Below are 24,144 nucleotides of genomic sequence, written 5' to 3' on the forward strand. Positions count from 1 at the left end.
GAACAAAAGATCGTCGAGAGACTGGATTTAAATTCTCGGCGATTTTGTGTGCGCAGCGCAGCGATTATTCAGCTGCTATTGAAACTGAACAACCACAGAATTAAATTAGAGTTTAAAGAGTGGTGAATTGAATGTTATTAGGGAGTATTGAAGCAGGTGGCACCAAATTTGTTGCTGCAGTGGGAAATGAACAATACCAGGTGCAAGAAAAAATACAGTACCCGACTACAACTCCAAGGGAAACAATTCAAAAATCAATCAATTTCTTTAAGAAATTTTCTGATTTGCGAGGGATTTCAGTTGCTTCATTTGGACCAATTGAAATTCGTAAAAATGCGACTTTTTATGGTTATGTTACAGATACACCCAAACCTGGCTGGTCTCATACGAATTTCTTAGGCATGTTAAGAAGTGCCTTAGACGTTCCAATGTATTGGACAACAGATGTCAACGGTTCAGCATATGGTGAGTATATATTGGCAATGCGGCTTAATCAAAAACTTGAAGCGTTAACCTATTACACTATTGGAACCGGAGTTGGTGCTGGAACGGTACTAGATGGCAAGTTTATTGGTACCTTAGGCCATCCTGAGATTGGTCATGTCCGTTTGAAGCGGCATCCGGATGATTTGTCTTTCAAGGGCATCTGCCCATATCACGGAGATTGTTTAGAAGGATTGGTTGCTGGTCCAACTTTTGAAGCACGATTAGGTAAGAAAGGCCAAGATATTCCATTAACAGATCATGTGTGGGACATTATGGCTTACTATGTTGCACAGGCCGCTTTACAGACAACATTGCAGCTTCGCCCACAAAAGATTGTTTTTGGTGGTGGGGTCGTCAGCGAAGAATTTCTGAAGAAGGTTCGTAAAGAATTCACTGTTTTAATGAATAATTACATCGATGTTGGTGATTTGGAAGACTACATCACTATGCCATTGGCGAAGAATAATGGTTCTGCTACAATTGGTAACTTTGCTTTAGCTTTGAAAGAGGTTAATCGGGTTAGCCGATTAGAAATTTTGTAAGGAGATTACGTATGAAGAGTTTAGTACTTACTGGGACTAAGAGAATGGAAATTAAGGAATATGATAAACCCCAGCCCAAAGAGAATGAAATTTTAATTCACACAGCCTATGCCGGCATTTGTGGGACCGACCACGCTCTGTACAACGGTCTTCCAGGCTCAGCCAATGCAGTTCCACCAATCGTTTTAGGACACGAAAATTCAGGTATTGTTGAAGCTTTAGGAAGTGGTGTTGAAAACTTTAAAGTTGGTGATCGTGTTACTATCGATCCAAACATATACTGCGGTAAGTGCTTTTATTGTCGAACAGATCGGCCAGAATTATGTGATAGTCTTTCAGCTGTTGGTGTCACTCGTGACGGTGGATTAGAAGAGTATTTCACTGCTCCAGCACAGGTGGTTTATCATTTACCTGATAGTGTGTCATTAAAAGCTGGCGCTATTATTGAACCCCTGTCATGTGCGGTTCATGGTGTTCAACTTTTAAAGTTGTCGCCGTATCAAAAGACACTAGTGATTGGCGATGGTTTCATGGGTCAGTTGTTTGTTCAGCTTCTTCAAGCATATGGTGCTTACCAAGTTGACTTGGCTGGGATTATTGATTCTAAATTAAAACTGAATAAGGATAAATTTGGTGTTACCAACATTTATAACACGACACGCGATAAAATTCCGAGTGACTACGATGTTGTTATTGAAGCTGTTGGTTTGCCCCAGACTCAAGAAGAAGCAGTCGAGGCTACTCGTAAGGGTGCACAAGTGTTGATGTTTGGAGTAGGTAAACCTAACCAGTATTTCCAAATGAATACCTATGAGGTTTATCAAAAACAATTGACTATTCAAGGCTCATTCATTAACCCAAACGCATTTGAGGATGCAATTGCGCTTCTTGCCAGTGGAAAAGTTAATCCATTACCACTAATTAGTCATGAGCTGGAACTTACACAAGTTGCTGATGTATTGGAAGATAAGGTTCCTGATGTTTCGAAAGCGGTTGTGAAAGTTAGTGTGAGTGAAGGATAGTAAAATTTTATGCGGGGAGTTTCAAAATAATCCCCAATACTTGCTGTACTTTGTAACAATGGTGTTCATTTAATGTAAACAAAAAGGACTTGAATGTCAGCAATAGGCTGATATTCAAGTCCTTTAAGGTTTAATCCTGTTTTCTAATCGTAATATCTGCCGACTTAGGATTGCGTTGCAAGAGCAAAGCTGCAGCAATACCACCAATGACAACAATGATTGCAGAACCAATTGCTACGGCCGTCATACCGTTGTCATAAGCTTTGATGACGATTTGCTGGAAATCATGGGCAAACGGTGCGTGGCTAACTCGACTGGGAAAAGCAATTCCATGCCCTGAAAATGGACCGGCATCGATGAGTGCTTTTTTAAGGCCGCTTAGTGCCTGAACAGGGAGGTTTAGTGAAGAAAGATGACCATTCAAGTAAGTTTCGTATTGATTATCCTGAATCAATCCCAGACCAACCACGCCGATGGTAGTTCCTAGTTGACGGAACACGTTTAGCAGGCCCGAAGCCATGCCCATTTCATTTGCCTGAATCCCTTCCATACCAGCTGTGTTTAGTAGCGGGTTGACCATCCCGTTAGTAATTCCCATCAAAACCATGCCAGGCCAAAGATCAACAAAGCTGACTGTCGGACTGATTGCGCGCGCCATGAGCCAAAAGCCTAAACCGCCGATGAAAAGGCTGATACTGATCATCCACTTCTTCGAATATCGGGCACTTAAAATGCCAACGATTGGACCGAGAATCAGTGACCAGACACTAATAGTTAATTGCCGCAAACCAGTTTGGGTGGCTGAGTAACCGATGTAATTTTGCATCAGTGCGGTTAAGAAGGTGTTGTACGCGTAGATACCAGAGCCTAAAGCGAAGGCGACAATCACCACGCCAATAAAATGCGGTTTCTTAAACATACTAAGGTTGACCATCGGATCCTTGATCTTAGCTTCAGCAATGATAAAGATGATCATCACAATCAGGCCGCCAACTAGCCAGCCACTGACACGAAGATCCGTCCAGTTCCAATGTGGATGGCCTTCTTTGACGATCAATCCGTAAATAATAGCAAATAACCCAGCTGCTGAGAGCAGCATCCCAAGTAGGTCGATTTTTTGATTCTTGCCGTAACTCGGGGTTTCCTTCACGTAAATCACGGTCAGGATTACCGCAAGGATGCCGAAGGGGACGTTCACGTAGAAAATGGCTGGCCAACTGAAATGCTCTACTAGGTAACCACCAATCAATGGTCCAGAGGCAGATGAGACACCGATAATTGATCCAAGGATGCCAAGGGCTAACCCGCGATCTTTACCCTCAAAGTTAGAAGCGACCAGCGCCATTGATAATGACATCATGCCGGCGCCACCGATGGCTTGAACACCTCGACCAATATCCAAAATTAAGAGGCTAGAAGCCATACCATTGACGGCTGAAGCTAATACGAATAAGACTAATGAACCTAAGAAGATTTTCTTTCTACCATACATGTCGCCCAGTTTGGACATGATCATGAGGGTGACAGCATACACTAGGGTATAGGCGTTTAAAACCCATTGTAAATCGGTAAAAGTGGTATTGAAGTCACGAACCATGGTTGGTAATGCAACGTTGACTACCGTTACGTCTAGCAATCCCATGAAGACACCAAGCCCCATGGCCGCTAGGGCGATCCATTGTTTGACACTAGTTTTTTGAGTCATTTTTTTGCTCCTTATTTTGAATTTCTACTAAATATTTAGTGATCCAGGTTTGCTTAGCCTGACAAATGGTAATACTCAGCTCGATTGAACGAATACCAGCATGAATAGCTGCTGTATTGGATTCATTTGCCGTTAATAATTGTAATAAGTGCTGATGAACATCTTTATAAATATTGAGATCTTCCTGAACTTTATTCGCGTAATCCTGTAAAATTTGCCGTTGCTCTTTTGTATCAACCGCAAACAAACCACGAAACTTAAACCGGTAAATGGACTCGTTACGGGCATTATCTGGTACCGGCTGCTGCATCAATTCATAGAAATGCGTTTTACCAGCTTCAGTAATACGTGCAAGTTTCTTATTTCGTGGATCCTTTGGTTCTTCGATATAGATAATCTCGCCTTCGTCTGCCAATTTTGAAAGCAGCGGATACATGACACCGTTTGAAAGTTTGCGCCGCGGAACCAGCGCGCTGCCTAAGACGTTTCGTAGTTTGTAACCCGACATGTCACGGGACATGAGCATGCCAAGGACTAGTAATTCGTACATAATACCTCCTATAGGTCAGAGCGACTTATCGAGTATAGGTCGTATAGACATATGATGCAAGAAAAACTTTTAAGTGGAACAATATTTCATTCAAGAGATGACTTGTTAATATTGCAATAAACAGTCATTCCAAAAATATATAAAATTTTCTTTATAAAGAGAATTTTAATTAAAATATTGGCCCATTCGTGTTATCATATTAGACAAGTAAAGGTTTGAATTTGTATGTATATTGTTTCACAAAAGGTCCTTGCAATTGAGCAACCATGATTACTTTTATTTGCTCAATGAATTTTTCTGAGGCCGTTAGAAAGGGTGAATAAACAGATGAAAAAGTTTGTGGCACTTGTTGGTACCAATACTGTTAAATCAACTAATCGTAAGTTATTGAAGTATATGCAAAAGCGGTACGCGGAAGACGCTGAGATTGAAGTTGTTGAATTGAAGGGTTTGCCGATTTTTAAAAAAACCGAAGAAGTTTTCATTCCGCAACAAGCACGCGACATTGCTGAAAAAATCGATGCGTCTGATGGTGTGATTATCGGGACGCCAGAATACGATCATTCCATTCCAGCACTGTTATCCAGCGCGTTAGCTTGGCTGTCTTATGGTATTCATCCATTAATGGATAAACCTGTGATGATTGTTGGAACGTCATACGGGACTTTGGGAGCTTCTAGAGCCCAAGCCCAGTTACGCCAGATTTTGGATTCTCCTGAATTAAAGGCTACTGTTTTACCTAGTTCCGAATTTTTACTAGGGCACTCACTGCAGGCTTTTGATGAAAATGGCGATTTAGTTTCAGCCACTGAGTCACAGAAGCTAGATGGTTTATTCGATGACTTTTTGGAATTTGTTGCTTTAACTGAGCAGCTCGATAATTCGAAGAAGTTACATGAACAAGAAGCGGCTAACTTTACTTGGGACAACGGCACAACGGGAGATGATAAATAATGGTTAAATTAGTTGCAATCGCCGGTTCAATCGGTGAACAATCATATAATCGGATGTTGTTGGAATTTATTCGTGACCATTTCAAAAAAACAGTTGATATTGAAATCTTGGACATTAATGATGTTCCAATGTTTAATGAAGATGAAGATCATAATGACAACCCAGTGGTTCATGAATTAGCTCGTAAGATTTCGGGAGCCAATGGTGTGATCTTAGCTACACCAGAACATAACCACACAGTGCCAGCAGCGATGAAGAACATCATCGAATGGCTATCAAACAATGTTCATCCACTTGACGGTAAAGCGGTTTGGATCGTGGGTGCTTCGTATCATACCCAAGGTTCTTCGCGGGCACAATTACACTTGAAGCAAATCTTGGAATCACCAGGGGTTAACGCCTACGTGATGCCCGGAAATGAATTTTTGTTGAGTAATGCTAAAGAAGCCTTTGATGCGGATGGCAATCTGAAGGATGCCAGAACAGTTAGTTTCCTTGAGTCAGTATTGAAGAAGTTTTTGACATTTATGAAGGTGATTGAAATGATGGATGCGCCAGATCCCAAGAATGCTCATGAGGAAGATATGGATTCGAAGCATCCAGTGAACACAACTGTTCAAGATGTTGACATGACAGATCCAGAATGGGTTGAAAAGGCTGCTGAAAAAACCCACGCTGCCAGTGGTGGTGATTACGTCAAACTTGATCGGGGCCTCTTAACCGTTGATCAGTTGAATTATTTCTTGAACTCCATGGCTGGTGAATTAACCTTTGCGGATGATAACAACCAGTTCATTTACTACAATCACAATGCTGATGGCGCTCATATGTTAGCAGGCAGAACACCTGATCAAGTTGGTGATCCGTTAAGTGCCGTTCACCCAGACCGTGTCGTTGAACACGTTAAGCAAGTACTCTATGCATTGCGGACAGGTGAAAGTGACGTGGTTTCTATGCCAGCACAAACTGGTCCTAACCAACACGTTATGCATTACTATCGTGCCATGCGTGATGAAAACCGGCGCTATCGTGGTGTCAACGAATTAGTGATTGACATCATGCCAATTCTGAAATACTACTTGGCAGCTACCGGTCAGAAGTTAGTTAAGGATCCTGATGCCGTGCCAATGTCACCAATTACTGGGTTGGACGCTGTTACTGGTGCGTCAGCTCATTCAACGCCAGCAACGGATGCCACCAGTGGGGCTTCAGCTTCTAAATCAGCTGAAAAGCCAGTCGAAAAACCAGCTACTGATGCTACTAGCGGTGCTTCTGAATCAAGTTCAGAGGCTGCACCCGCAGCTGCAGAAGAACCCGTTGATACGGATGCTTTAACTGGTGCTTCTGAGGAAACGACCACTGATTACACTGCAACGGAAGATTCAGCACCTGCCAAGCAGCCAGAGGTTAAGCCCGAACCAGAAGCGACTGATACGGACGCAACAACCGGTGCATCACAAAGTTAATGTTGTTCCATTAATAAAAGGACTAGTGTCTTCGTTGTTTTGACGAGGGCATTAGTCCTTTTTAGTTGGGTCTCTGCTTGCAAGTATATCGTGAAAGCGGTATATTGATTGTACACAATTAGTTTGAGAAGGGGGCTTTTGAGAATGAGTAGTATCTATGATTTTCAAGAAACAGAAATGAGTGGTAAGCCAATCAATTTAGCCGACTACAGCGGTAAAGTTTTAATGATTGTTAATACTGCCAGCAAGTGTGGATTAGCACCTCAGCTAGAAGGCATTGAGAAATTGTATAAACAGTACAATGATCAGGGCTTTGAAGTTATTGGGTTGCCATCAAATCAGTTTCATCAAGAACTGGATTCTGACGAAGAAACTGAGGCTTATTGCCAAATGCACTACGGTGTAACGTTCCCCATGACTAAGCAGGTACGGGTTAACGGTGATGATGAAGATCCATTATTTACCTATTTAAAAGATACGGCCGGACATGGACGTATCAAGTGGAACTTCACTAAGTTTCTAATCGGTCGTGATGGTCAATTAATTGACCGGTATGCGCCAGTAACCAAACCAGAAAAAATTGAACCAGATATTGTTGAAGCTTTGGCAAAGTAGGTTAATATCATTAAACACAAACAAAGGGCCTGAAAGTTAGTCAGTTGACTAGTTTTCAGACCCTTTGTTCACAGCATATCAACGTGTTCCACCAAAACGTGACGTTTCAAAAAATCAACTGTTTCGTTAAAGACGTCATCTAAATAACCTTTTGCGTGCCGAGTGCCAGGCACCATATTAAGTTCAAACGGTACGTTAGCATCGGTTAGAGCATGAGCCATTGCTAGGATGCCACTGGTGGGCACAAATTCGTTTAACGAATTGGCTAAGTACATTGGACCGGTTTGGCTCGTTACGCGGTGGACAGGGGTGGCAGCCGTTAATTCGTCTGTTCGCTGATCAAAGTAGTTCATGACGAACCACTTATAAAAGGCATCGTTAGCACCATCTTGGTTGATGGTTGCACTGGCTTGTTGATTGAATCCACTGGTATCACCCTCAGAAGCGACCACATCTTTGTGGTTTGCCAGCCAATCATCGATATCCAAAATCCCTGAAAGAGAAACGGCTGGAATACCATATCTAATCGCCATTTCTACTGCCATGTTGCCGCCGGCAGATGAGCCAACCACGCCAATGGGCATTTGATTATATTCACTTCGAGAGATCCATTCCATTAGCGAAGCCATATCTGATAAGGGTTCTGGATAGTATACATCAGGTGTCATTCGGTAATTTGGTACTAAAACCATATAGCCAAGGTCAGCAAGACGAGTTGCCCAGTCTTCATCCTTGGCTTTATCGCCACGGAACCAGCCCCCGCCATGAATATCAATAATCAGGCCTAAAAACGGTTTGGTACCATCATGGTAGGCATCCAGTGTAAGATGCCGATTCTCATCATAGGTAACGTCACGTTTAACTTGCATTCTTACCCACCTCCAAAGATTAAATTCACGGTGAGTATGGCAAAGATATCAGACAAAATCAAGTAATTGGCTTGATGTCACCAACTGGCGTTATCCTTGGAGATGGTAAACAATAATCCCTGCAGCGTAAGCCACTAAAATAACATTACTAGTAATCGTAAAATGGGTGGCAATCGACATGAGGTGATGGTAGTGGGCATTGAGTTCTGTCAGTGACGCTGAAGTTTTAATTAATTCCGAGTGTTGCCGATAAAGTTCGTTGTATTTTGAATCTAATGATTCGTATTTGAGATCACGCAGCCAGAAAATCCACGAAATACAAAAAGCACCGATCATCAAACTAAAGCATAACTGTTCAGCTGGGGCTGCCATAACTTCCTTAAGCGTAACGGACGTATAACTGATAGACGCTAGTGGCTGAACACTAACGACACCGATAGTTGCAGCGAGAAAAATAACGAGGCAGGCTAATTGTGAACCGGTTGCTCTGGCATGACATTTGGCTTGTTTATCTAACGAAATGAGTACTTGAGAAACGTCCGTTTGTACTTGGGTGAAGTAATGCACATTGGAAAGCATGGTAGACAACCCCTTTCTACAGCACCTTTATTTTTTATATGATTATAACTAAAATCCTTAAACTTTTAAAATAAAAAGGCTCGTCAATTCAGCATTGGCAAGCCTTCTGTGTTAGTTGTGATAATTTGTTCTAATAGTTGGTGGCGTATAGCGGTTCATGAAGTCAAAAATATCGGGTAAATTGTCAGCAAACAGTAATTTACTGCGGTGCTCCGCAGTTAGGAAACCTTGCTGAACCATTTGGTCAAACATTGTTTTTAAGGGATCGTAATAATGGTTCACATTATAAAGCGCGCACGGATTAGCATTATCACCGATTCGAGCCCAAGAGTAGGCTTCGGCAATTTCTTCGAGGGTGCCAGGTCCACCGGGTAGGGCGATACAGCCGTCAGCCATATCTAACATGGTTTGTTTCCGAATCGACATATTATTAACCACCGTTAAATCAGTGATATTAGTGGCTGCAGCACCGCGGTTAACCAGCTTTTGGGGCATGACACCGTGAACTTTACCACCGGCTTCAATGACTGTATTGGCTAGCGTGGCCATCAAGCCAACGCTGCCGCCGCCATAAACTAACTCAAGCTGGTGATCCGCAAGATATTGTCCTAAATTGGTGGCTGCTTTAACGTATACTGGTGAATTACCCGTAGCTGCACCACAATAAACAGCTATTTTTTGAATCATGTTTGCTACCTCCTGGAAGATTAGTATTAAGCATTATGTATATAACAATGTGTATAACAAATGATTAATTCTGCTGTTCGAAAGCTAACAGTTTCCGTTTACGGTTCAAGCCACCAGCATAACCAGTCAAGCTACCGTTTTTGCCGATGACTCTGTGACAGGGAATGATGATACTGATTGGATTGTGGCCGACTGCACCACCGACGGCTCTCGCTGAACCCGTGGGATGATGATTTAACTGAGTCAACCGTTCTGTAATTTGCTGATAAGTCATGGTCTCCCCATAAGGAATCGTGGTGAGTATTTGATAGACCTGTTGACGAAAAGGCGTTGTCTGTGGTGCAAGTGGTAATCGATTAATGGCTGGCTGACGACCGCTAAAGTAGTCGTCTAGCCACTCGGTAGTTTGCGTTAAGATTGGTGATCCACTATGGTCGATTTTTGCTAGATCATATTTGGCACCCAGATAGGCTTGATCTACATACCAGACGCCCAGCAAAGCGTCGGTATTCGCCAGTAGTATCAGCTTGCCAAGCGGCGAAGAATAAGTTGTTTGCAACATATCATCAGTTCCTTTCTGTTATTATGTGCAGATTAGGCTAATTTTGACTAATTGGCAAGTCAAAGTCAGTAAAGTCACTAAAAATAAATCGAAAATATGTTCGCTTTTCCTCTTCCGCAGGTGGTGTTAATTTGCTAAAATAAAAACTAACTTAAACGAACGGGGATTGGCAAAAATGAAATTACTACATACAGCAGACTGGCATATTGGTCGGCGACTGCACGGCTTTGATTTAACTGATGAACAGCAAAACGCGTTTGATCAGATTGAACGTATTGCACAAGCTGAACAGGTCGATGGCATGATTATTGCCGGCGACTTATACGATCGTCGTTTACCATCGGAAGCTTCAGTTGCTATGGTGGACGAGATGCTTCAGAAACTAAATTTAGTGGATCAGTTACCCATTTATGCGGTGTCAGGGAATCATGATAGTGCCACCAGGTTAGCCACGGGGACACCTTGGTTTAAGTCGACTCAGTTATACCTGCATACCGAGTTGAGTCAAGCTTTTAACCCAGTTGAGTTGGCGGATACTCAGCTTTTCTTATGTCCTTATTTTGAACCGTTCGATGCTCAGCAATATTTTAAGGACGATTCTCTGCAGCATTTGGACCAAGCTTTTAAGCGAGTTGTGTTAGAGATGAAGAAAAAGTTTGATCCTGCAAAAAAGCATCTTTTAGTTGCGCATTTTTTTGCGGCAGGCAGTTCAACTACTGATTCAGAAACTAATTTGACCGTTGGTGGTTTGGCAGCAGTCCCCACGGATTTATTGACGGATTTTGATTATGTTGCCTTAGGTCACTTACACGGTAAAGACGCTCTGCAAACGCCAACTGTTCGTTACAGTGGTTCACCCGTTAAGTTTTCGCTTTCAGAGGCGAAGCAAGAAAAGGGCGTTTGGATCGTTGACACGGAAAAATCTCCAGTGGCATTAACGTTTAAGCCAATTACACCGATTCATGATGTTAAACAAGTTACCGGCAGTTTTGATGAGCTGATGGCTTCCACTGATGATGAAAGCATTGACCATGAAAATTACGTTGGCATCACGCTAACCGATAAGCAGCCGATTCCTAACGTCATGGCTAGATTACGCGATGTTTTTCCCCGAATTGTCACATTGGGACGAGCAGATGGTTTTGAAGCGCAGGTTCGCTATCAGGGTGAATCCAGCCAGCAAATTCGGCAAAAATCACCAATGGCGTTGTTAGGGGATTTTTACCAAAAGATTGCTAAGGAGCCATTGAGTCCGCAACAGGAAAAATGGGCAAAAACGGCTTTGAAAGCAGCACACGAAGAGGAGACTCAAGCATGAAACCATTAAAGCTTACCATGACTAATTTTGGACCTTATGCTCAGCAAACGATTGATTTTACCCAGTTAGACGATGCGTCGATTTTTCTGATTGCGGGTCCCACTGGTAGTGGTAAAACCACTCTTTTTGATGCGATGACTTTCGCATTGTATGGTGAAAGTGCTAGTGATGATCGTGATCCTGCAGCTTTACGGTCGGATTTTGCGGAAGACCATGAACCCACTGAAGTAACCTTACGATTTGAACATAAGGGTCTAGAATATGAAGTAATGCGTCAACCCAAGCAAACATTAGCGAAGAAACGGGGTACCGGTACTCGTGAATATCCAAGTAGTGGGAAATTAACGATTTATAAAAACGGCACGAAAACGGATGAAATTACCCGGATGCAGGAGATCAACATTAAGTTGACTGACATCTTGCAGATTAGTCGTAAACAATTTGTTCAAATCGTTCTGTTGCCGCAAGGGGAGTTTAGACGCTTTTTGGTCTCTGATAGTAGCGAGAAGGAAGCTATTTTAAGAAAAGTGTTTGGTACGCAGTTATTCCAACGGTGGGCAACGGCGTTAAAACAACAGTTGAATCAGCAGCGCGACAAAATTAAATCAGCACAATCGATTATTGATAGCGGGTTGAAACGGGTACGCTGGACTCGAAAAGACGGCGAACATGATTTGGCTCAGCTTGAAGAACAATATGGGATTGATCAGACTGAATTGAGCGACGCTAAGAGCGAGGTAAAAGGTTTACAGCAGCAAGTTAATCATTTAGCAACACAAATAGAAACTGATCAAAAAATGAACCAGAATATTCAAAAGTTGAGCCAGAAGTTACAAGAGGAGCAGCAACTTAAAGCAAAACAGCCGCAAATCGAGCAAGTACAGCAACGTTTGGCGACTTTGAACTGGGTGAATGGTCAAAAACATGATTATGAACAGCAACAGGAATTAAGTCAGAAGCAAACGCTTTTGAAACATCAAAAAGTTACTTTAACTGATAACCTAAAAACCCAAAACCAAACCACTACTCAATTAACCGAAAAGCAAACGCAACTCGCAAACGCTAATGATAACGTTGCGAAGATTCAGTCAAACATTGCCATCTTGGTGCAACAACGACCATTGTATGAACAGGTTCGCCAGTTAACTGATCAGTTGAACCAGCAGATGACGACCTCTTCGAATACGAATCATGAGCTTGTTCAACTTCAGTCTGAGGAAGAACAGAGTCAAGCACGTCTTAAGCAACTTAATGACCTTATCAGCCAACAACCAGCATTACTCAAAACGCATGCTAAGTTAATGACCGCGCAAAATGAGCAGACGTTAGTAAAAAAACAGGTTAATGAATTGCGCGACCAGCAAGCTCAACTTTTAAAACAACGACAAACCATATTGGAGACCCAGTCGGCGTTGGCCGAGCTGAATCAACAAGTTGATCAAAAAAGTAATGATTACGATGATTTAAGAAATCAGTGGCTGGCGGGGCAAATTTCTGTCCTTGCTAGTCAACTAAAACCGGGGACACCGTGTCCCGTTTGTGGTAGCGTTGAACATCCAGCGCCACATGCTGCCACGGAAACAAAACCAGTGGATAATCAGACTTTGAAATTAGCAGAAAAGTCATTACGAAAACTAAAAGATCAGCAGACTAAAGTCAACAGTGATTTAAGTCATCTTCAAGATTCGTTTAAGGTACAAGAGCAAACTATCGAAAATTCAAAGGCTGATTTACAGGATCAATTTAACATTCAGCACGATGTTTCGATTGACGAGCTGTTTGAACAAGTCACCAACCACGAAGCTCAGATCAGGCAGCAGGTAAGCTCAGTTACTCAGCAATTAGCTGAGGTTGATGAGGCCGTTGATGAACAACACAGAATCGGCACTGAGACTGACAAGTTGCAACAAAAGATTCAGACGTTAAAAGAACAAGTTCAGTCAACAAAGTTAGCACAGAAAACAATTCAGACTAAGTTGGAGGAAGCTCAAAAACGCTTGCCGGATCAGTTTGCGGATTTAGCAGCACTTGATGAGTTCTTGGCAGCACAACAAAATAAGGTTACCGAACACCAGCAACAAGTACAAACAAATAACCAAGCTTTACAACAGAGCAGGGAAGCATCTGCCACTATTCAGGCCAACTTGGCCAACACGGAAACGTCGCTGCAGGAAACGCAAACAAAACTTTCAGCAGTTTCGACGTCTTTGATGCAATCAGTTACCCAGCAATTAGGACCAAATCAGATGGATCAGTTTGTTGAACTGACTCATCACTTAGGTGAAATTGCTAAGCTAACAGAGTCAGTTCAGACTTATCAGCAGGCGATTACAGCTGCCAAAGCAGATGTTGCTGCTTATCAGCAGTTAGTGGGTCATCACCACACCGTTGATTTGGGTCAAAGCGAGGCTGAGTTGAGCCAACTCAATGTACAACTGGAAGGTGCTCAGAAACAAACTGATGAGAAACAGAAGCAAGTCACTGTTAACGGTGATATTCTGGCGCAAATAAAGACTGCCACTCAGCAAGTCGCAACCCAGTTGGATGAGCTTAATGAACTTCAGTTGCTGGTGGAAACTGTCGCTGGCGGCGGCGACAATAAGCTTGGCCTGGAACGTTATGTCTTAAGGGCGCAATTAGCTGAAATCCTCGCAATCGCTAATCAGCATTTGAAGCAATTAAGCTCTGGTCGCTACTCAATGCAGCTGCATTTGGAAGCCGGTACGTATCAAAAAAATACGGGGTTGGAAATCGATGTTTATGATGACAACGTCGGTCAAGTCCGCAGTGTTCATACGCTCTCTGGTGGTGAAAGTTTTATTGCTGCATTGAGTCTGGCACTGGCCCTGGGCGAGTCCATTCAAAATGAGTCGGGTGGTATCAGCATTGATGCATTGTTTATCGATGAAGGGTTTGGTTCACTGGATCAGGAATCATTATCCACAGCCATGAAAGCTTTGGAGAATGTGGAAAGCAGTAATCGCATGATCGGTATTATTAGCCATGTCACACTATTGCAGGAGACCATTCCGTACCAAATTCAGGTTCAGCCAACGGGTCAGGGTAAATCGGTGGCCCAAGTCGTTTTACCATAGTGGAGTGGTAAGCCAAAAATAATAATATTCGTTTTAAACCTGCTATGAGGGTAAGGTATAATGGATTGTCTATTGATTAGAAAAACGCAAAATAAATATGCATCAAATATAAAATAAGGAAGTTAAGTAATGATTACGTTAAAATCACCCCGAGAGATTTCACAAATGAAGGCGTCTGGTGCTGTATTAGCAGGTGTCTTAAATGGGCTTGAAGAGATTATCAAACCAGGAATTTCAACCTGGGAAATTGAAAAATTTGCCAATACCTATATTGAAGATCACGGTGCTACTGCGGAAGAAAAAGGCTTTGAAGGCTATAAGTACGCGACTTGCGTTAACGTTAACGATGAAGTTGCGCATGCCACGCCACGGAAAGCATTGATCTTAAAAGCGGGTGACGTTGTGGCAGTGGACCTAGTTGTCAATTTAAACGGTTTTTTAAGTGATGCTTGCCGAACATTTGCTGTTGGTGAGATTTCAGCCGAAAATCAACGTCTGCTTGATGTTACTAGAGAATCTTTGTATCGCGGAATTGATCAAGCCGTGATTGGTAACCGACTTGGTGATGTTGGTGCTGCTATTCAGCAGTACGTGGAAACCGAAAACCACATGGGTGATGTCCGTGAACTCATTGGACACGGTATCCAGCCGACAATGCATGAACAACCTGATGTACCAGCTTATGGTGAAGCAGGTAAAGGGCTACGTCTACGTGAAGGAATGACCATTACCATTGAACCAATGGTCAACTTGGGGACCCGCGAGATTCGTGCTATGGAAACCGCAGATCATTCTTGGGAATATTACGTGACAGCTGACGGCAAACCATCAGCACAATTTGAACATACCTTAGTCATTACCAAAGATGGTCCCAAAATTTTGACTTCTCAGGATCCGAAACGTGACGCTAAATATCTGTAGTATTTTGGATATCAAACAAAATTTGTGGCAAAACCCATCTTCATCGCTATACTAATCATATAAGTCTGAGGATGAGGGGGAAATTATGGATCAAGTACTTTTATTAATTATTATTTTGGCAGTAGTGGTACTTGCCAATATTCTAGCGCGACATGTTACAGCTATTCCGTTACCATTTTTTCTGATTATCTTGGGCCTGTTGCTGGCACTGTTGCCAGCCTATTCAGGGTTTCATCTGGATCCATCAACGTTTGCGTTCGCAATTATTGCACCGATGTTATTCAATGAAGCGCAGAATAGTTCGCGGTTTTGGATTGGCAGATCGATTACGAATATCCTGTCGTTAGCTGTCGGTTTGGTGGTTGTGACAGTGTTGGTTGTGGGAACCAGTATTCATGCGCTATACGCAGTTTTACCGTTGAGTCTCAGTTTTGCCTTGATTGCAATTGTGGCGCCTACCGATGCGTCAGCTGTTAACTCGATTTTCGAAGCTAACCCCATTGCTGAAGAACAAGCAGAGACGTTACAGCATGAGTCGCTATTTAATGACGCTGCCGGTATCGTTATTTTTGACATGGCACTGGCAGCATATATGTCGGGTCAATTTTCCATTGAAGCAGCTGTTGGCATGTTTGCTTGGGAGTTTTTAGGCGGGTTACTATTTGGTGCCATCATTGGCGTGATAGTTGTTAGTACGCGATTATTTCTCATTCGCCATAATGACGATACGCCCTTGATTATGGTATTGATTCAGTTATTAACGCCATTTTTGGTCTATTTGCTGGCGGAAAAATTGGAATTGTCAGGTATTTTGGCGGTTGTCGCTGCTGGTTTGGTTCAAGGATCAGAACGGGATAAATTAGGACTCATTTCGTCACGGATGCAGCTAGTTACCAGTAACGTTTGGGAAATTGTTAGTGGTGTTTTATCCGGAACGGTGTTTGTACTCTTAGGGTTATCGTTACCAGATGTTATTCGGGCTTTAAACGCCCATACCAATGCGCAAGTTACGATTATTAAATTACTGGCGTTGGGACTGTTTCTCTATGCGCTAAAGGGAATTATTCGACTTTTGTGGACGCGCTTTTTACTCAAGCGTAGAACAAAAACGGATCACGTTTGGCGTGACAGTTTGGTCATGGCTTTGAGTGGCGCCAACGGTACGATTACGTTGTCACTGGCATTTTCAATTCCCACGATGGTGAATGGTCACCCGTTTTTGCTGCGGGGACCGTTAATTTTTCTGGCAGCCGTGGTGATTTTAACCAGTTTGATTCTGCCAACTATTTTTGTACCGTTATTATTACCGAGTCAGGAGTCCTCTCAGCCAAAATTCAAGTGGGTCCGGCGAATGATTCAAGCGGGAATCAGTGATTTAATGGGCGAAAAGGACTATCCAGGCGAAGCTCAAATTGTCATTGATTCCCTTCAGCAGCAATTGATTTTGGATGCGACACCTAATTTGCGAATTGAACGTCAAATTAGACGACAAACGCATAGAGTAGAAAGTCAAAAAATTCGGGAAATGTATGAAGCTGGTCAAATCACAAAAGATGAGATGACCTACTATAATCGTTTTTTGCAATTGAATCACTTTTCCGCTGATGAAAAAGTTTGGAAGAACGTTTGGTTGAGGATTCGGTTTAGTTTGCATATTGGTACTCTCTATAAAGATTTGCATAGGGCGCAGGAAGCTTTCTTAACCGCTCCAATTGCACTAGAGGAAGTTTATTGGCGAGAACAGTTCGAAAAACACGGTGAGGATATTTTGCCAATCGAAAATGCTGGGTTTGAGGCAGTCATGGATTATTTAAAACAAAACAGCGGTGAAAATGGGGTTGAGACCAATCTTGTTCGTCGCTTCTACCGTACGCGTCACCGGCGAATTCGCGGTGGTGATGTCGATCCTAATATGGTTTATCAACTCTTTATGCGTGCGTTTCATGCCGAGTATGAACTTGTACAGCGCGCTATTGCCAAAGGTGATATTTCCGCTGATCTGGCTGAAAAACTACAGCAGCGTATTTCCTTCGATGAAATCACATATATTCAAAATAGCGAATCGTATCGATAAATAAACACTTGTAATCAAGCTGTGAAATTAGTAACATAATAGATGTAAGCCAGCAGTAGGAGTATTATTTTGGTGGGACCGGTTATTAGGATGATGATGTTTAGATGAAGTATGGGTCCGTCAGACTGTTGACAGGGGATGATAGAGTGATTGCTTATACATTAAAGATTCGAAATAAGGTGACTACCCGCGACATTGTGGTGACTTATCGGGCTACGGTGGATGGTGAGCATAAAGATTTAACAACTGGTTCCATGAAGTTTAATTTGGAAACGGCCAACATTAACTACCTGACGAATAGTAAGTTTGTGTTGGGAATTGTTGAAACCGTCATTTTACGACTTAATCAGGAATGTCAGTTAGACCGTATTGAAGTTGATCAGTCCGCTAACCGGCTTCAGTTGCAGGTGCCTAAATTGACTGAGTTTAGAGCCTACGTTCAATCTCATCATTTATTGAGTCACGTGGCACAATCCTGTGTGGCAAATGGTCATCAGGCCATCAACGTCACAATTTCAACACCATTTAAATTAGGATGATTCTTAAGTAGCTCACTTCGGTGGGCTTTTTATTTACACTATTTATATAAAAATAGAATATTAAAATTTTCCGATAATGTATACTAGATGGTTTCCAGCACTATTCTGTGATGTAATTTATAAAATTTTACATTCAGTTGAAGATAACAACATTTTCCAAATTGTACCAATAAAACCGTTAAAACCCTTTACTATCAGCTGATAAGCAAATATATATTTATCATTTGATTAGTGAAAAGATACACGAATTTACGCTTTTTTGTTTTATTTATGATTGCTTTAGAGGTATAATTCTCAACGTAGAGGCACTTTATATATTTTCTAATTTGTGAACTGTTCTATTTGTTCTTGGAGGAGTAACTGGAGCAGGAAGTATTGCTTATTCTGGTATCAATAAATTGTTTTAGTATCGGAGGAATTATTTATGAAGAAAAACTGGTTTAAGAAATTATTCGGGGGAATCTTTTTAGTTGTTGTGACTTTGGTGAGTGTCAGTGCTGCGGGGCAGGTTAGAGCTAATGCTTTGGCTGATGGCACATATACAGTACCAGTTAGTTCAATTAACAAGGATACTGGCGGTACAAGTGCTTCTCAAGCATATTTGGGTAATACTGGTAATGTGACCGTAAGCAATGGTATCTATACGGTTTCGGTACCAATTTCGGGGTCAGGGCAAAATGTTTTAAAAAGTGCTTCCATGTCTGGTTCTTCAATTTTAAGTGGTGGAAATTTAATTTTTAAGCTGTCAGGTGAAACACCCCAGGTTCAAGTGGATTATCATATTGTTGTAGCTGTGCCTGGTATTGCTAAACCATTGATTGATATGTCACCTTCAGCTTATGAAAGATTTGATTGGGAGAATGCTAAGTCTACTGGAACAAGTGAACAGTCAGACCAATCTAGTTCACAAGTGCCGGCATCGAGTACAAATTTACAAGACAAAACTGATAACGGAACTGATGCAAATGTTCTTCCCCAAGTCACGACAATATCGCACACAGATACTTCAGGTAAGGTAATCGGTACGACTATTACCATTGCCTCATCAGATCAAGCTGCTGTTAATTTTGCTGTTGCTAATGGTAAAATCCCAGAATTTAAGCCCCAAGATGACGGCAGTGGCTATGATATTTACGTTGATGGTGTCAAGGTTGACTCCGTTGACAACGGAACAACTCCAACGACTACTGAAGTTAAAGATCCCCAGGGTAGGATTACTGGGTATCAGATTATTATTAACGGCACCGTTGTTGCAACCGTTCCGGATGGTGCACAAGGTTCATCAAGTAACTCAGGTAACTCAAGTAATCCAAGCACCCCATTAGCTGACGTTTCTAAACTTAGCTATACCGTTTTACAATCTGATGGTAGTTCAGTTTCTGAGGCAAACAAGTACTATACTCATGCTGCCAGCATTGAAAAATTAAGCAACGGTTCCTACAAAGTCACCATGCACGTTCAGTATGGTAAAAATTCGGGTATGTCAGCTAAAGGTTTTGTTCCGCTAACTGTAGATGGCAAAAAGGTATCTGATGTGACTTACGGATCAACTGACAAAGACTATACTGCCAGTTTTAGTTTTACTGTACCTAACCTCGATGCGTTGACGAAGGCACCAGTTAAGGGAACGATTCACGTCTCAGTTCCAACGATGGATATTAGTTCTGATTTTGATATTTACTATCTTTTCACGGGTGCGACTGCTTCTGATGGCACCGGAACGACTAACGCCAATAGTTCAGTTGCCGCAGAGACACCAAGTAACAGTTCTCAAACACCTGTTAAAGCTGTGACTGCAACTTCAAAAAAGGCATCAAGTAAATTGCCACAAACAAGCGAAATTCCAAACGCGACTATCGCAGTTGTTGGTTTCGTTAGTTTGATTATGATTGTTATCACTGCAATTTATAGAAGAAAACGAGTCTAATGATTTTAGTCCAAGACCATTCAGGTGTGATTAAACTGGGATGGTCTTTGTGACTGTTAGTAAGGAAAAATAGATGTAGGAAGTAGGGGAAATCATGAAACGAGTGAAATGGTTAGTTGGATTATTGGCTGTCGTTGCTTTTGGACTTGGCTTAGTGGCCAGCGGTGCAACAGCGCAAGCAAAATCGATGAATTATCAAGCGCTAAAATATAATACCAACCAAACTTCCATGGCTAGTGGCTACTTTGTTAAACCGGCCAGCGTCACAGTCTCTCACCATAAGTATGTTGTGACAATGCACATTCGAACGGCTAAGAAGCTGACCTCGTATCCCGTTAAAGTGCTCTCAGTTAACGGTGGGTCACCTAAAAATGTTCGTCGGGTAAAGGATGGTGCTGGAAATTCAAATTTGTATTATTCATTTACAACAACTAATTTAAAGAAACGAATCAATGCTAAATTGGCAATCAACGTGCCTAAGGTATATAAGGCGACTCATCTCATTTCGTTTAAGTTCAGTACAAATGGGCTACCAAGTTTAAAAGGTAAGGCGGCTGCCACTGCCGCCACAGCAAAAGTGACAGGAGGGGTGTCCTCAACTAAAACCGGGCAACCATCCAATGACAGTAAATCGGCTCAAAACAAGGATATTAATCAGTTAGACAGTCATAAACCAAATAACCGAAGTAGTCAAAAAAAGGCAACCAGTCAAAAACCAGCTGCTGATTCGTCCTCTGCATCAAGTAAAGCGTCTAGTGAAAGTGCAGTTAAAGTATCGTCAGCTAAGCCTCAAACTACTTCGACAGATAAAAAAGATCACAGTAATGCCACATCGCGCTTGCCGTTTTTGATTGTTGGCGTGGGCGTTATTGTGGTCGTGGTTATTGGTGGTAGCTTAATTGTCATGAAAAAGAAGGAATAGGGGGCGCAATCTTGAAATCGCCAAGACGAACAGCTTTAATCGTCGTTATTGTGTTGCTGATCGTAGGGGTATTTGGTGGCTATTTTGCTAACCATCAGTTGGCTAAGCAGCGTCATCACCAGCGAATCGTGGCGACAACCTATGCCGTGGTCCAAATTGCTGATAAACTGAAATTGCCTTTGGTCGGCGTGCCGAATACGGCCAATAAAATGCCTGCAAGATATAAAAACGTGACCAAAATTGGGAGTCCAATGAATCCTAGTGCGGAAAAAATTGCCTCAGTTAAACCCACAGCAGTTTACAGCGTAACGACGCTAAAGGACCAGTTTGGCAAATCATTTAAGCAGCAACACATCAAACCCTACTTTTTGAATTTACAAAGTGTTAGTGATTTACAGCACGTGGTGACAACAATGGGTAATCAATATGACCGCAAGAGTGAGGCTAGGGCCGCTAACCAAGAAATTAATCAGGCTATTTCTAAAGCCAAACAACGTGCGAATCATCGGCAAAAGCCACGGGTGCTTGTGCTGATGGGCTTGCCCGGTGCCGGTTATATGATTGCCACTAACCACTCTTATGTTGGTAATTTAGTTGAGCTAGCAGGTGGAAAGAACGTCTTTACTTCCAAGAATCAAGAGTATATTCAACCTAGTGATGAGGCGATTCAAAAGGCGCAGCCACAAGTCATTTTGCGTCTCGAACACGCCATGCCCGCAATGGTGACTGAACAGTTCAATAGTGATTTTAAAACGCAATCGTTTTGGCGACAGACACCAGCAGTTCAGTCAAAGCGAGTATACGATTTACGGGAACCCGACTTTGATGCTACGGCTAACATGCATGCTGCAAAAGCGTTAGGTGAAGTGTCGCAGTGGTTGTATCCAGGGAGTCAATAAGATGATAAAGGAACGTGTCGCTTACATTTTAATCTGTATGGCGCTTATCATTACCGCCATATTTGCTTTAATGCTAGGTACACAAGAATTTTCGGTGGTTCAACTGTGGCAAGCTTTGATGGGCGACCGGCCGGAAATTTTGTCGACGGTACTCAATTTTCGTCTGCCCAGGATTTTAGCAGCAATGGTGACAGGCGGGATGCTGGCATCAGCTGGTGCAATTAGTCAGGCGGTTTTTCGTAATCGGCTGGCCGACCCAACGATTTTAGGGGTGACTAGTGCCGGTGAACTTTTCATGCTGATTGGCGGGATGCTGCTACCTGCCTTTAATTTTCAAAAACAGTTTTTTGCGCTCATGGGTGGTTTGTTTGCCTTTGCGTTATTAGCCAACCGAAAAACCTTACGGCAACCGTACCAGCTGATCATTGTTGGGGTTGCACTGAACCTGACGTTTATGGCATTAACGCAATTATTTACCAAAGGAATCAACGTTGGTACCTCGTTAGGATTTAACGGCATTACCTGGTCGTCGGTTTACGTGCTATTAATCACCGGATTCGTGGGGTTAGTCGCCGTTTTGCTGATGGCACCATGGGCAAATGATCTCAAACTGCCAGATGAACAGCTATCTTCAGTCGGCGTTCCAGTAACGGCCATGCGACTAGGCTTACTAGCGTTAGTCGTTTATTTGTCCGCTGACGTTACTGCCGACGTGGGGACGATTCCGTTTATTGGTATTATCGTGCCAAACGTTGCCCGGTATTTTGTTGGTCATGATTATCAAACAATTTTGCCGTTTTCAATGTTAAGCGGTGCTTGGTTATTGCTTGTGGTGGATACCATTGGTCGCATTGTGGTGTTACCCAGTGAAATCTCGGCTGCCACCATTATGGCAATTATTGGCGGTCCTTTCTTGATTATTTTGGTTCAAAGGGGGGGATTCCATGGAATTAAAACACGTTAATTATGGCTACCCAGGATCAGAAAAATTAATCAAAGATTTTACGGCTACGGTACCCAATGGGAAAATTCTGTCGATTATTGGTCAAAATGGTGCTGGAAAATCAACTTTGCTGAAATTACTGATGGGCTCAGTTTCACCTGATACTGGAACGGTTGAATTGGACGGTCAGTTGATTGAAACGTTGTCGAAGCGACAACGAGCAGCAAAAATTGCACTGGTCACTCAGCAACACCAAGTTTATGATGAAATGACGGTTAAAGAAGTTGTCAAAACGGGACGATTACCGTTTCATTCATTATTAGCTACCATTTCTGATGATGAAGTTCGGCCATTTTTAAGGGTTGTTGATCTAGCGGATGCCATGAATCGACCATTATCGTCGCTTTCAGGTGGTCAGCAGCAACGGGTCTGGTTGGCCGCAGCATTGGCGCAAGAACCGCAATACCTGTTTTTAGACGAACCCACGACGTATTTAGATATTCGGTACCAAAATGAGTTAATGGCACTGATTCGGAAGCTGAATGCAGAGCAGCAACTGACGGTGGTGATGATTTTACATGATATCAATCAAGCGTTGAAAGTTAGCGACCAGATTTGGCTCGTTAAATCGGGCCAATTAGTTAAAGCAGGGACTGCAGACGAAATTCTAAATGAACAACTGTTAAGTAACGCCTTTGAACTCCCCGTGAAAATTGTGAATATTGAAAAATATGGCCCATATGTGATTCAGTTAACGGCCTCGTAGCGGTGCAAACCGCTTTTTTTGTCCCAATTCTCAAAATCCGTTGGCATGTGCGTTGAATTATAGTTAAATATGATTATGACTGTTGGCATACGGTTATTAATTTTGAGAGAAGAGGTTGGTTCAGTTTGAAAGAGATGAGACTTAGTTCTGCGTACGTTGTGGCTGCCATGAGCGTTTTGATTGCGATGCAGGTGGTTTTAGGCAGTTTCTTATCGATTCAATTTTTAATCACGAAAATCACGTTTTCGTTTATTGTAACGGCTATTATGGCGCGCTTGTTTCCACCGAAATTAACGGCTGCTGCAACTACCATGTCAAGTTTGATTGGGATGTTATTGTTTCCTAAATTTAGTTTTTTCTTTGGCTTTCTCATTACTGCTGGTTTAACCGGGTATACGTTTGGCAAATTATTTTATCAAAAACCAGTTGTTTTATGGCGCATTTTATTGGCTTCCTTCATTGTGACCATGGGTTGGAATCTACTATTAAATAGTCTTTGGCTTCATATCATGTATGGCATGACTTGGAACGTGCTGTTTGCGACCCGGATCCCGCAAGAATTAATTTCGTTTGTCATTTACAGCTTTTTGATTTCGGTGATCTTTAAGGCAGTTCCAATTGACCGTTTTACAAAATAGGACAGGCATCGGCTAATTGGAGAGAGCAGTAGAAGTGAAGTTAGTTGACTTTAACTTGATGAACG

General features: G+C 42.3%; 22 protein-coding genes. 16 read left to right on the forward strand and 6 right to left on the reverse strand.

Going from position 1 to position 24,144, the window contains the following annotated elements; translation table 11 throughout:
• Window positions 1–131: 131 nt before the first annotated feature.
• Both scrK and CES82_RS04060 read left to right on the forward strand, forming a co-directional pair.
• Window positions 132–1,028 (forward strand): fructokinase ScrK, encoded by an 897-nt coding sequence (scrK, locus tag CES82_RS04055; protein WP_098824048.1) that lies wholly within the window; start codon window positions 132–134, stop codon window positions 1,026–1,028.
• Window positions 1,029–1,039: 11 nt separating this feature from the next.
• Window positions 1,040–2,050 carry a zinc-dependent alcohol dehydrogenase family protein gene (locus tag CES82_RS04060; RefSeq protein ID WP_098824049.1) on the forward strand — a complete coding sequence of 337 codons (1,011 nt, stop codon included), beginning with the start codon at window positions 1,040–1,042 and terminating at the stop codon, window positions 2,048–2,050.
• A 130-nt stretch (window positions 2,051–2,180) separates the two neighbouring features.
• On the opposite strand, the gene CES82_RS04065 is transcribed toward CES82_RS04060, so the two are convergent.
• Both CES82_RS04065 and CES82_RS04070 read right to left on the reverse strand, forming a co-directional pair.
• Complete coding sequence (locus CES82_RS04065) at window positions 2,181–3,755, reverse strand: MFS transporter (protein ID WP_098824050.1); 1,575 nt, start codon at window positions 3,753–3,755, stop codon at window positions 2,181–2,183.
• Window positions 3,739–4,305: a PadR family transcriptional regulator gene (locus CES82_RS04070; RefSeq protein ID WP_180245656.1), complete on the reverse strand. Its 567-nt coding sequence runs from the start codon at window positions 4,303–4,305 to the stop codon at window positions 3,739–3,741. The genes CES82_RS04065 and CES82_RS04070 overlap by 17 nt, the downstream gene beginning before the upstream one ends.
• Before the next feature lie 327 nt (window positions 4,306–4,632).
• On the opposite strand from CES82_RS04070, the gene CES82_RS04075 reads away from it, so the two are divergent.
• The 3 genes from CES82_RS04075 to CES82_RS04085 all read left to right on the forward strand — a co-directional run bounded on the left by CES82_RS04075 (window position 4,633) and on the right by CES82_RS04085 (window position 7,340).
• Complete coding sequence (locus tag CES82_RS04075) at window positions 4,633–5,259, forward strand: NADPH-dependent FMN reductase (protein ID WP_098824051.1); 627 nt, start codon at window positions 4,633–4,635, stop codon at window positions 5,257–5,259.
• Window positions 5,259–6,725: an NADPH-dependent oxidoreductase gene (locus CES82_RS04080; RefSeq protein WP_098824052.1), complete on the forward strand. Its 1,467-nt coding sequence runs from the start codon at window positions 5,259–5,261 to the stop codon at window positions 6,723–6,725. Before CES82_RS04075 ends, CES82_RS04080 begins: the two co-directional genes overlap by 1 nt.
• Window positions 6,726–6,869: 144 nt before the next feature.
• Complete coding sequence (locus tag CES82_RS04085; RefSeq protein WP_098824053.1) at window positions 6,870–7,340, forward strand: glutathione peroxidase; 471 nt, start codon at window positions 6,870–6,872, stop codon at window positions 7,338–7,340.
• A gap of 68 nt (window positions 7,341–7,408) precedes the next feature.
• On the opposite strand, the gene CES82_RS04090 is transcribed toward CES82_RS04085, so the two are convergent.
• The 4 genes from CES82_RS04090 to CES82_RS04105 all read right to left on the reverse strand — a co-directional run bounded on the left by CES82_RS04090 (window position 7,409) and on the right by CES82_RS04105 (window position 10,037).
• The gene (locus CES82_RS04090; protein WP_098824054.1) at window positions 7,409–8,209 is read right to left on the reverse strand and encodes an alpha/beta hydrolase; all 801 of its coding nucleotides are present in this window, start codon (window positions 8,207–8,209) and stop codon (window positions 7,409–7,411) included.
• Window positions 8,210–8,299: 90 nt separating this feature from the next.
• Window positions 8,300–8,788: a hypothetical protein gene (locus CES82_RS04095; protein ID WP_098824055.1), complete on the reverse strand. Its 489-nt coding sequence runs from the start codon at window positions 8,786–8,788 to the stop codon at window positions 8,300–8,302.
• Between the two features lie 111 nt (window positions 8,789–8,899).
• A complete protein-coding gene (locus CES82_RS04100) occupies window positions 8,900–9,472 on the reverse strand; it encodes an LOG family protein (RefSeq protein ID WP_098824362.1) in 573 nt (190 codons plus the stop codon).
• 67 nt (window positions 9,473–9,539) lie between these two features.
• The gene (locus CES82_RS04105; protein WP_098824056.1) at window positions 9,540–10,037 is read right to left on the reverse strand and encodes a methylated-DNA--[protein]-cysteine S-methyltransferase; all 498 of its coding nucleotides are present in this window, start codon (window positions 10,035–10,037) and stop codon (window positions 9,540–9,542) included.
• Window positions 10,038–10,212: 175 nt separating this feature from the next.
• Between CES82_RS04105 and CES82_RS04110 the strand changes: the two genes are divergently transcribed.
• From CES82_RS04110 to CES82_RS04160, 11 genes are all read left to right on the forward strand, one after another.
• Window positions 10,213–11,355, forward strand: a complete 1,143-nt coding sequence (locus CES82_RS04110) for an exonuclease SbcCD subunit D (protein WP_098824057.1) — start codon at window positions 10,213–10,215, stop codon at window positions 11,353–11,355.
• On the forward strand, window positions 11,352–14,450 hold the full coding sequence (locus CES82_RS04115) for an AAA family ATPase (RefSeq protein WP_180245657.1): 3,099 nt from the start codon (window positions 11,352–11,354) through the stop codon (window positions 14,448–14,450). Before CES82_RS04110 ends, CES82_RS04115 begins: the two co-directional genes overlap by 4 nt.
• Before the next feature lie 129 nt (window positions 14,451–14,579).
• Window positions 14,580–15,371: a type I methionyl aminopeptidase gene (map, locus tag CES82_RS04120; RefSeq protein WP_098824059.1), complete on the forward strand. Its 792-nt coding sequence runs from the start codon at window positions 14,580–14,582 to the stop codon at window positions 15,369–15,371.
• An 85-nt stretch (window positions 15,372–15,456) separates the two neighbouring features.
• On the forward strand, window positions 15,457–17,445 hold the full coding sequence (locus CES82_RS04125; protein WP_098824060.1) for a cation:proton antiporter: 1,989 nt from the start codon (window positions 15,457–15,459) through the stop codon (window positions 17,443–17,445).
• 146 nt (window positions 17,446–17,591) lie between these two features.
• A complete protein-coding gene (locus tag CES82_RS04130; RefSeq protein ID WP_098824061.1) occupies window positions 17,592–17,984 on the forward strand; it encodes a hypothetical protein in 393 nt (130 codons plus the stop codon).
• A gap of 424 nt (window positions 17,985–18,408) precedes the next feature.
• Entirely contained in the window at window positions 18,409–19,911 is a 1,503-nt protein-coding gene (locus CES82_RS04135) for an LPXTG cell wall anchor domain-containing protein (RefSeq protein ID WP_098824062.1), read from the forward strand.
• 94 nt (window positions 19,912–20,005) lie between these two features.
• Entirely contained in the window at window positions 20,006–20,833 is an 828-nt protein-coding gene (locus CES82_RS04140; protein ID WP_098824063.1) for an NEAT domain-containing protein, read from the forward strand.
• Between the two features lie 11 nt (window positions 20,834–20,844).
• Complete coding sequence (gene isdE, locus CES82_RS04145; protein WP_098824064.1) at window positions 20,845–21,732, forward strand: heme ABC transporter substrate-binding protein IsdE; 888 nt, start codon at window positions 20,845–20,847, stop codon at window positions 21,730–21,732.
• Window position 21,733: 1 nt separating this feature from the next.
• Window positions 21,734–22,696 (forward strand): FecCD family ABC transporter permease, encoded by a 963-nt coding sequence (locus tag CES82_RS04150; protein WP_098824065.1) that lies wholly within the window; start codon window positions 21,734–21,736, stop codon window positions 22,694–22,696.
• Window positions 22,677–23,441: an ABC transporter ATP-binding protein gene (locus CES82_RS04155; protein WP_098824066.1), complete on the forward strand. Its 765-nt coding sequence runs from the start codon at window positions 22,677–22,679 to the stop codon at window positions 23,439–23,441. Before CES82_RS04150 ends, CES82_RS04155 begins: the two co-directional genes overlap by 20 nt.
• A 134-nt stretch (window positions 23,442–23,575) precedes the next feature.
• On the forward strand, window positions 23,576–24,079 hold the full coding sequence (locus CES82_RS04160; protein ID WP_098824364.1) for a folate family ECF transporter S component: 504 nt from the start codon (window positions 23,576–23,578) through the stop codon (window positions 24,077–24,079).
• Window positions 24,080–24,144 lie beyond the last annotated feature (65 nt).

Source organism: Secundilactobacillus silagincola (assembly GCF_002583405.1).
Lineage (GTDB): Bacteria > Bacillota > Bacilli > Lactobacillales > Lactobacillaceae > Secundilactobacillus > Secundilactobacillus silagincola.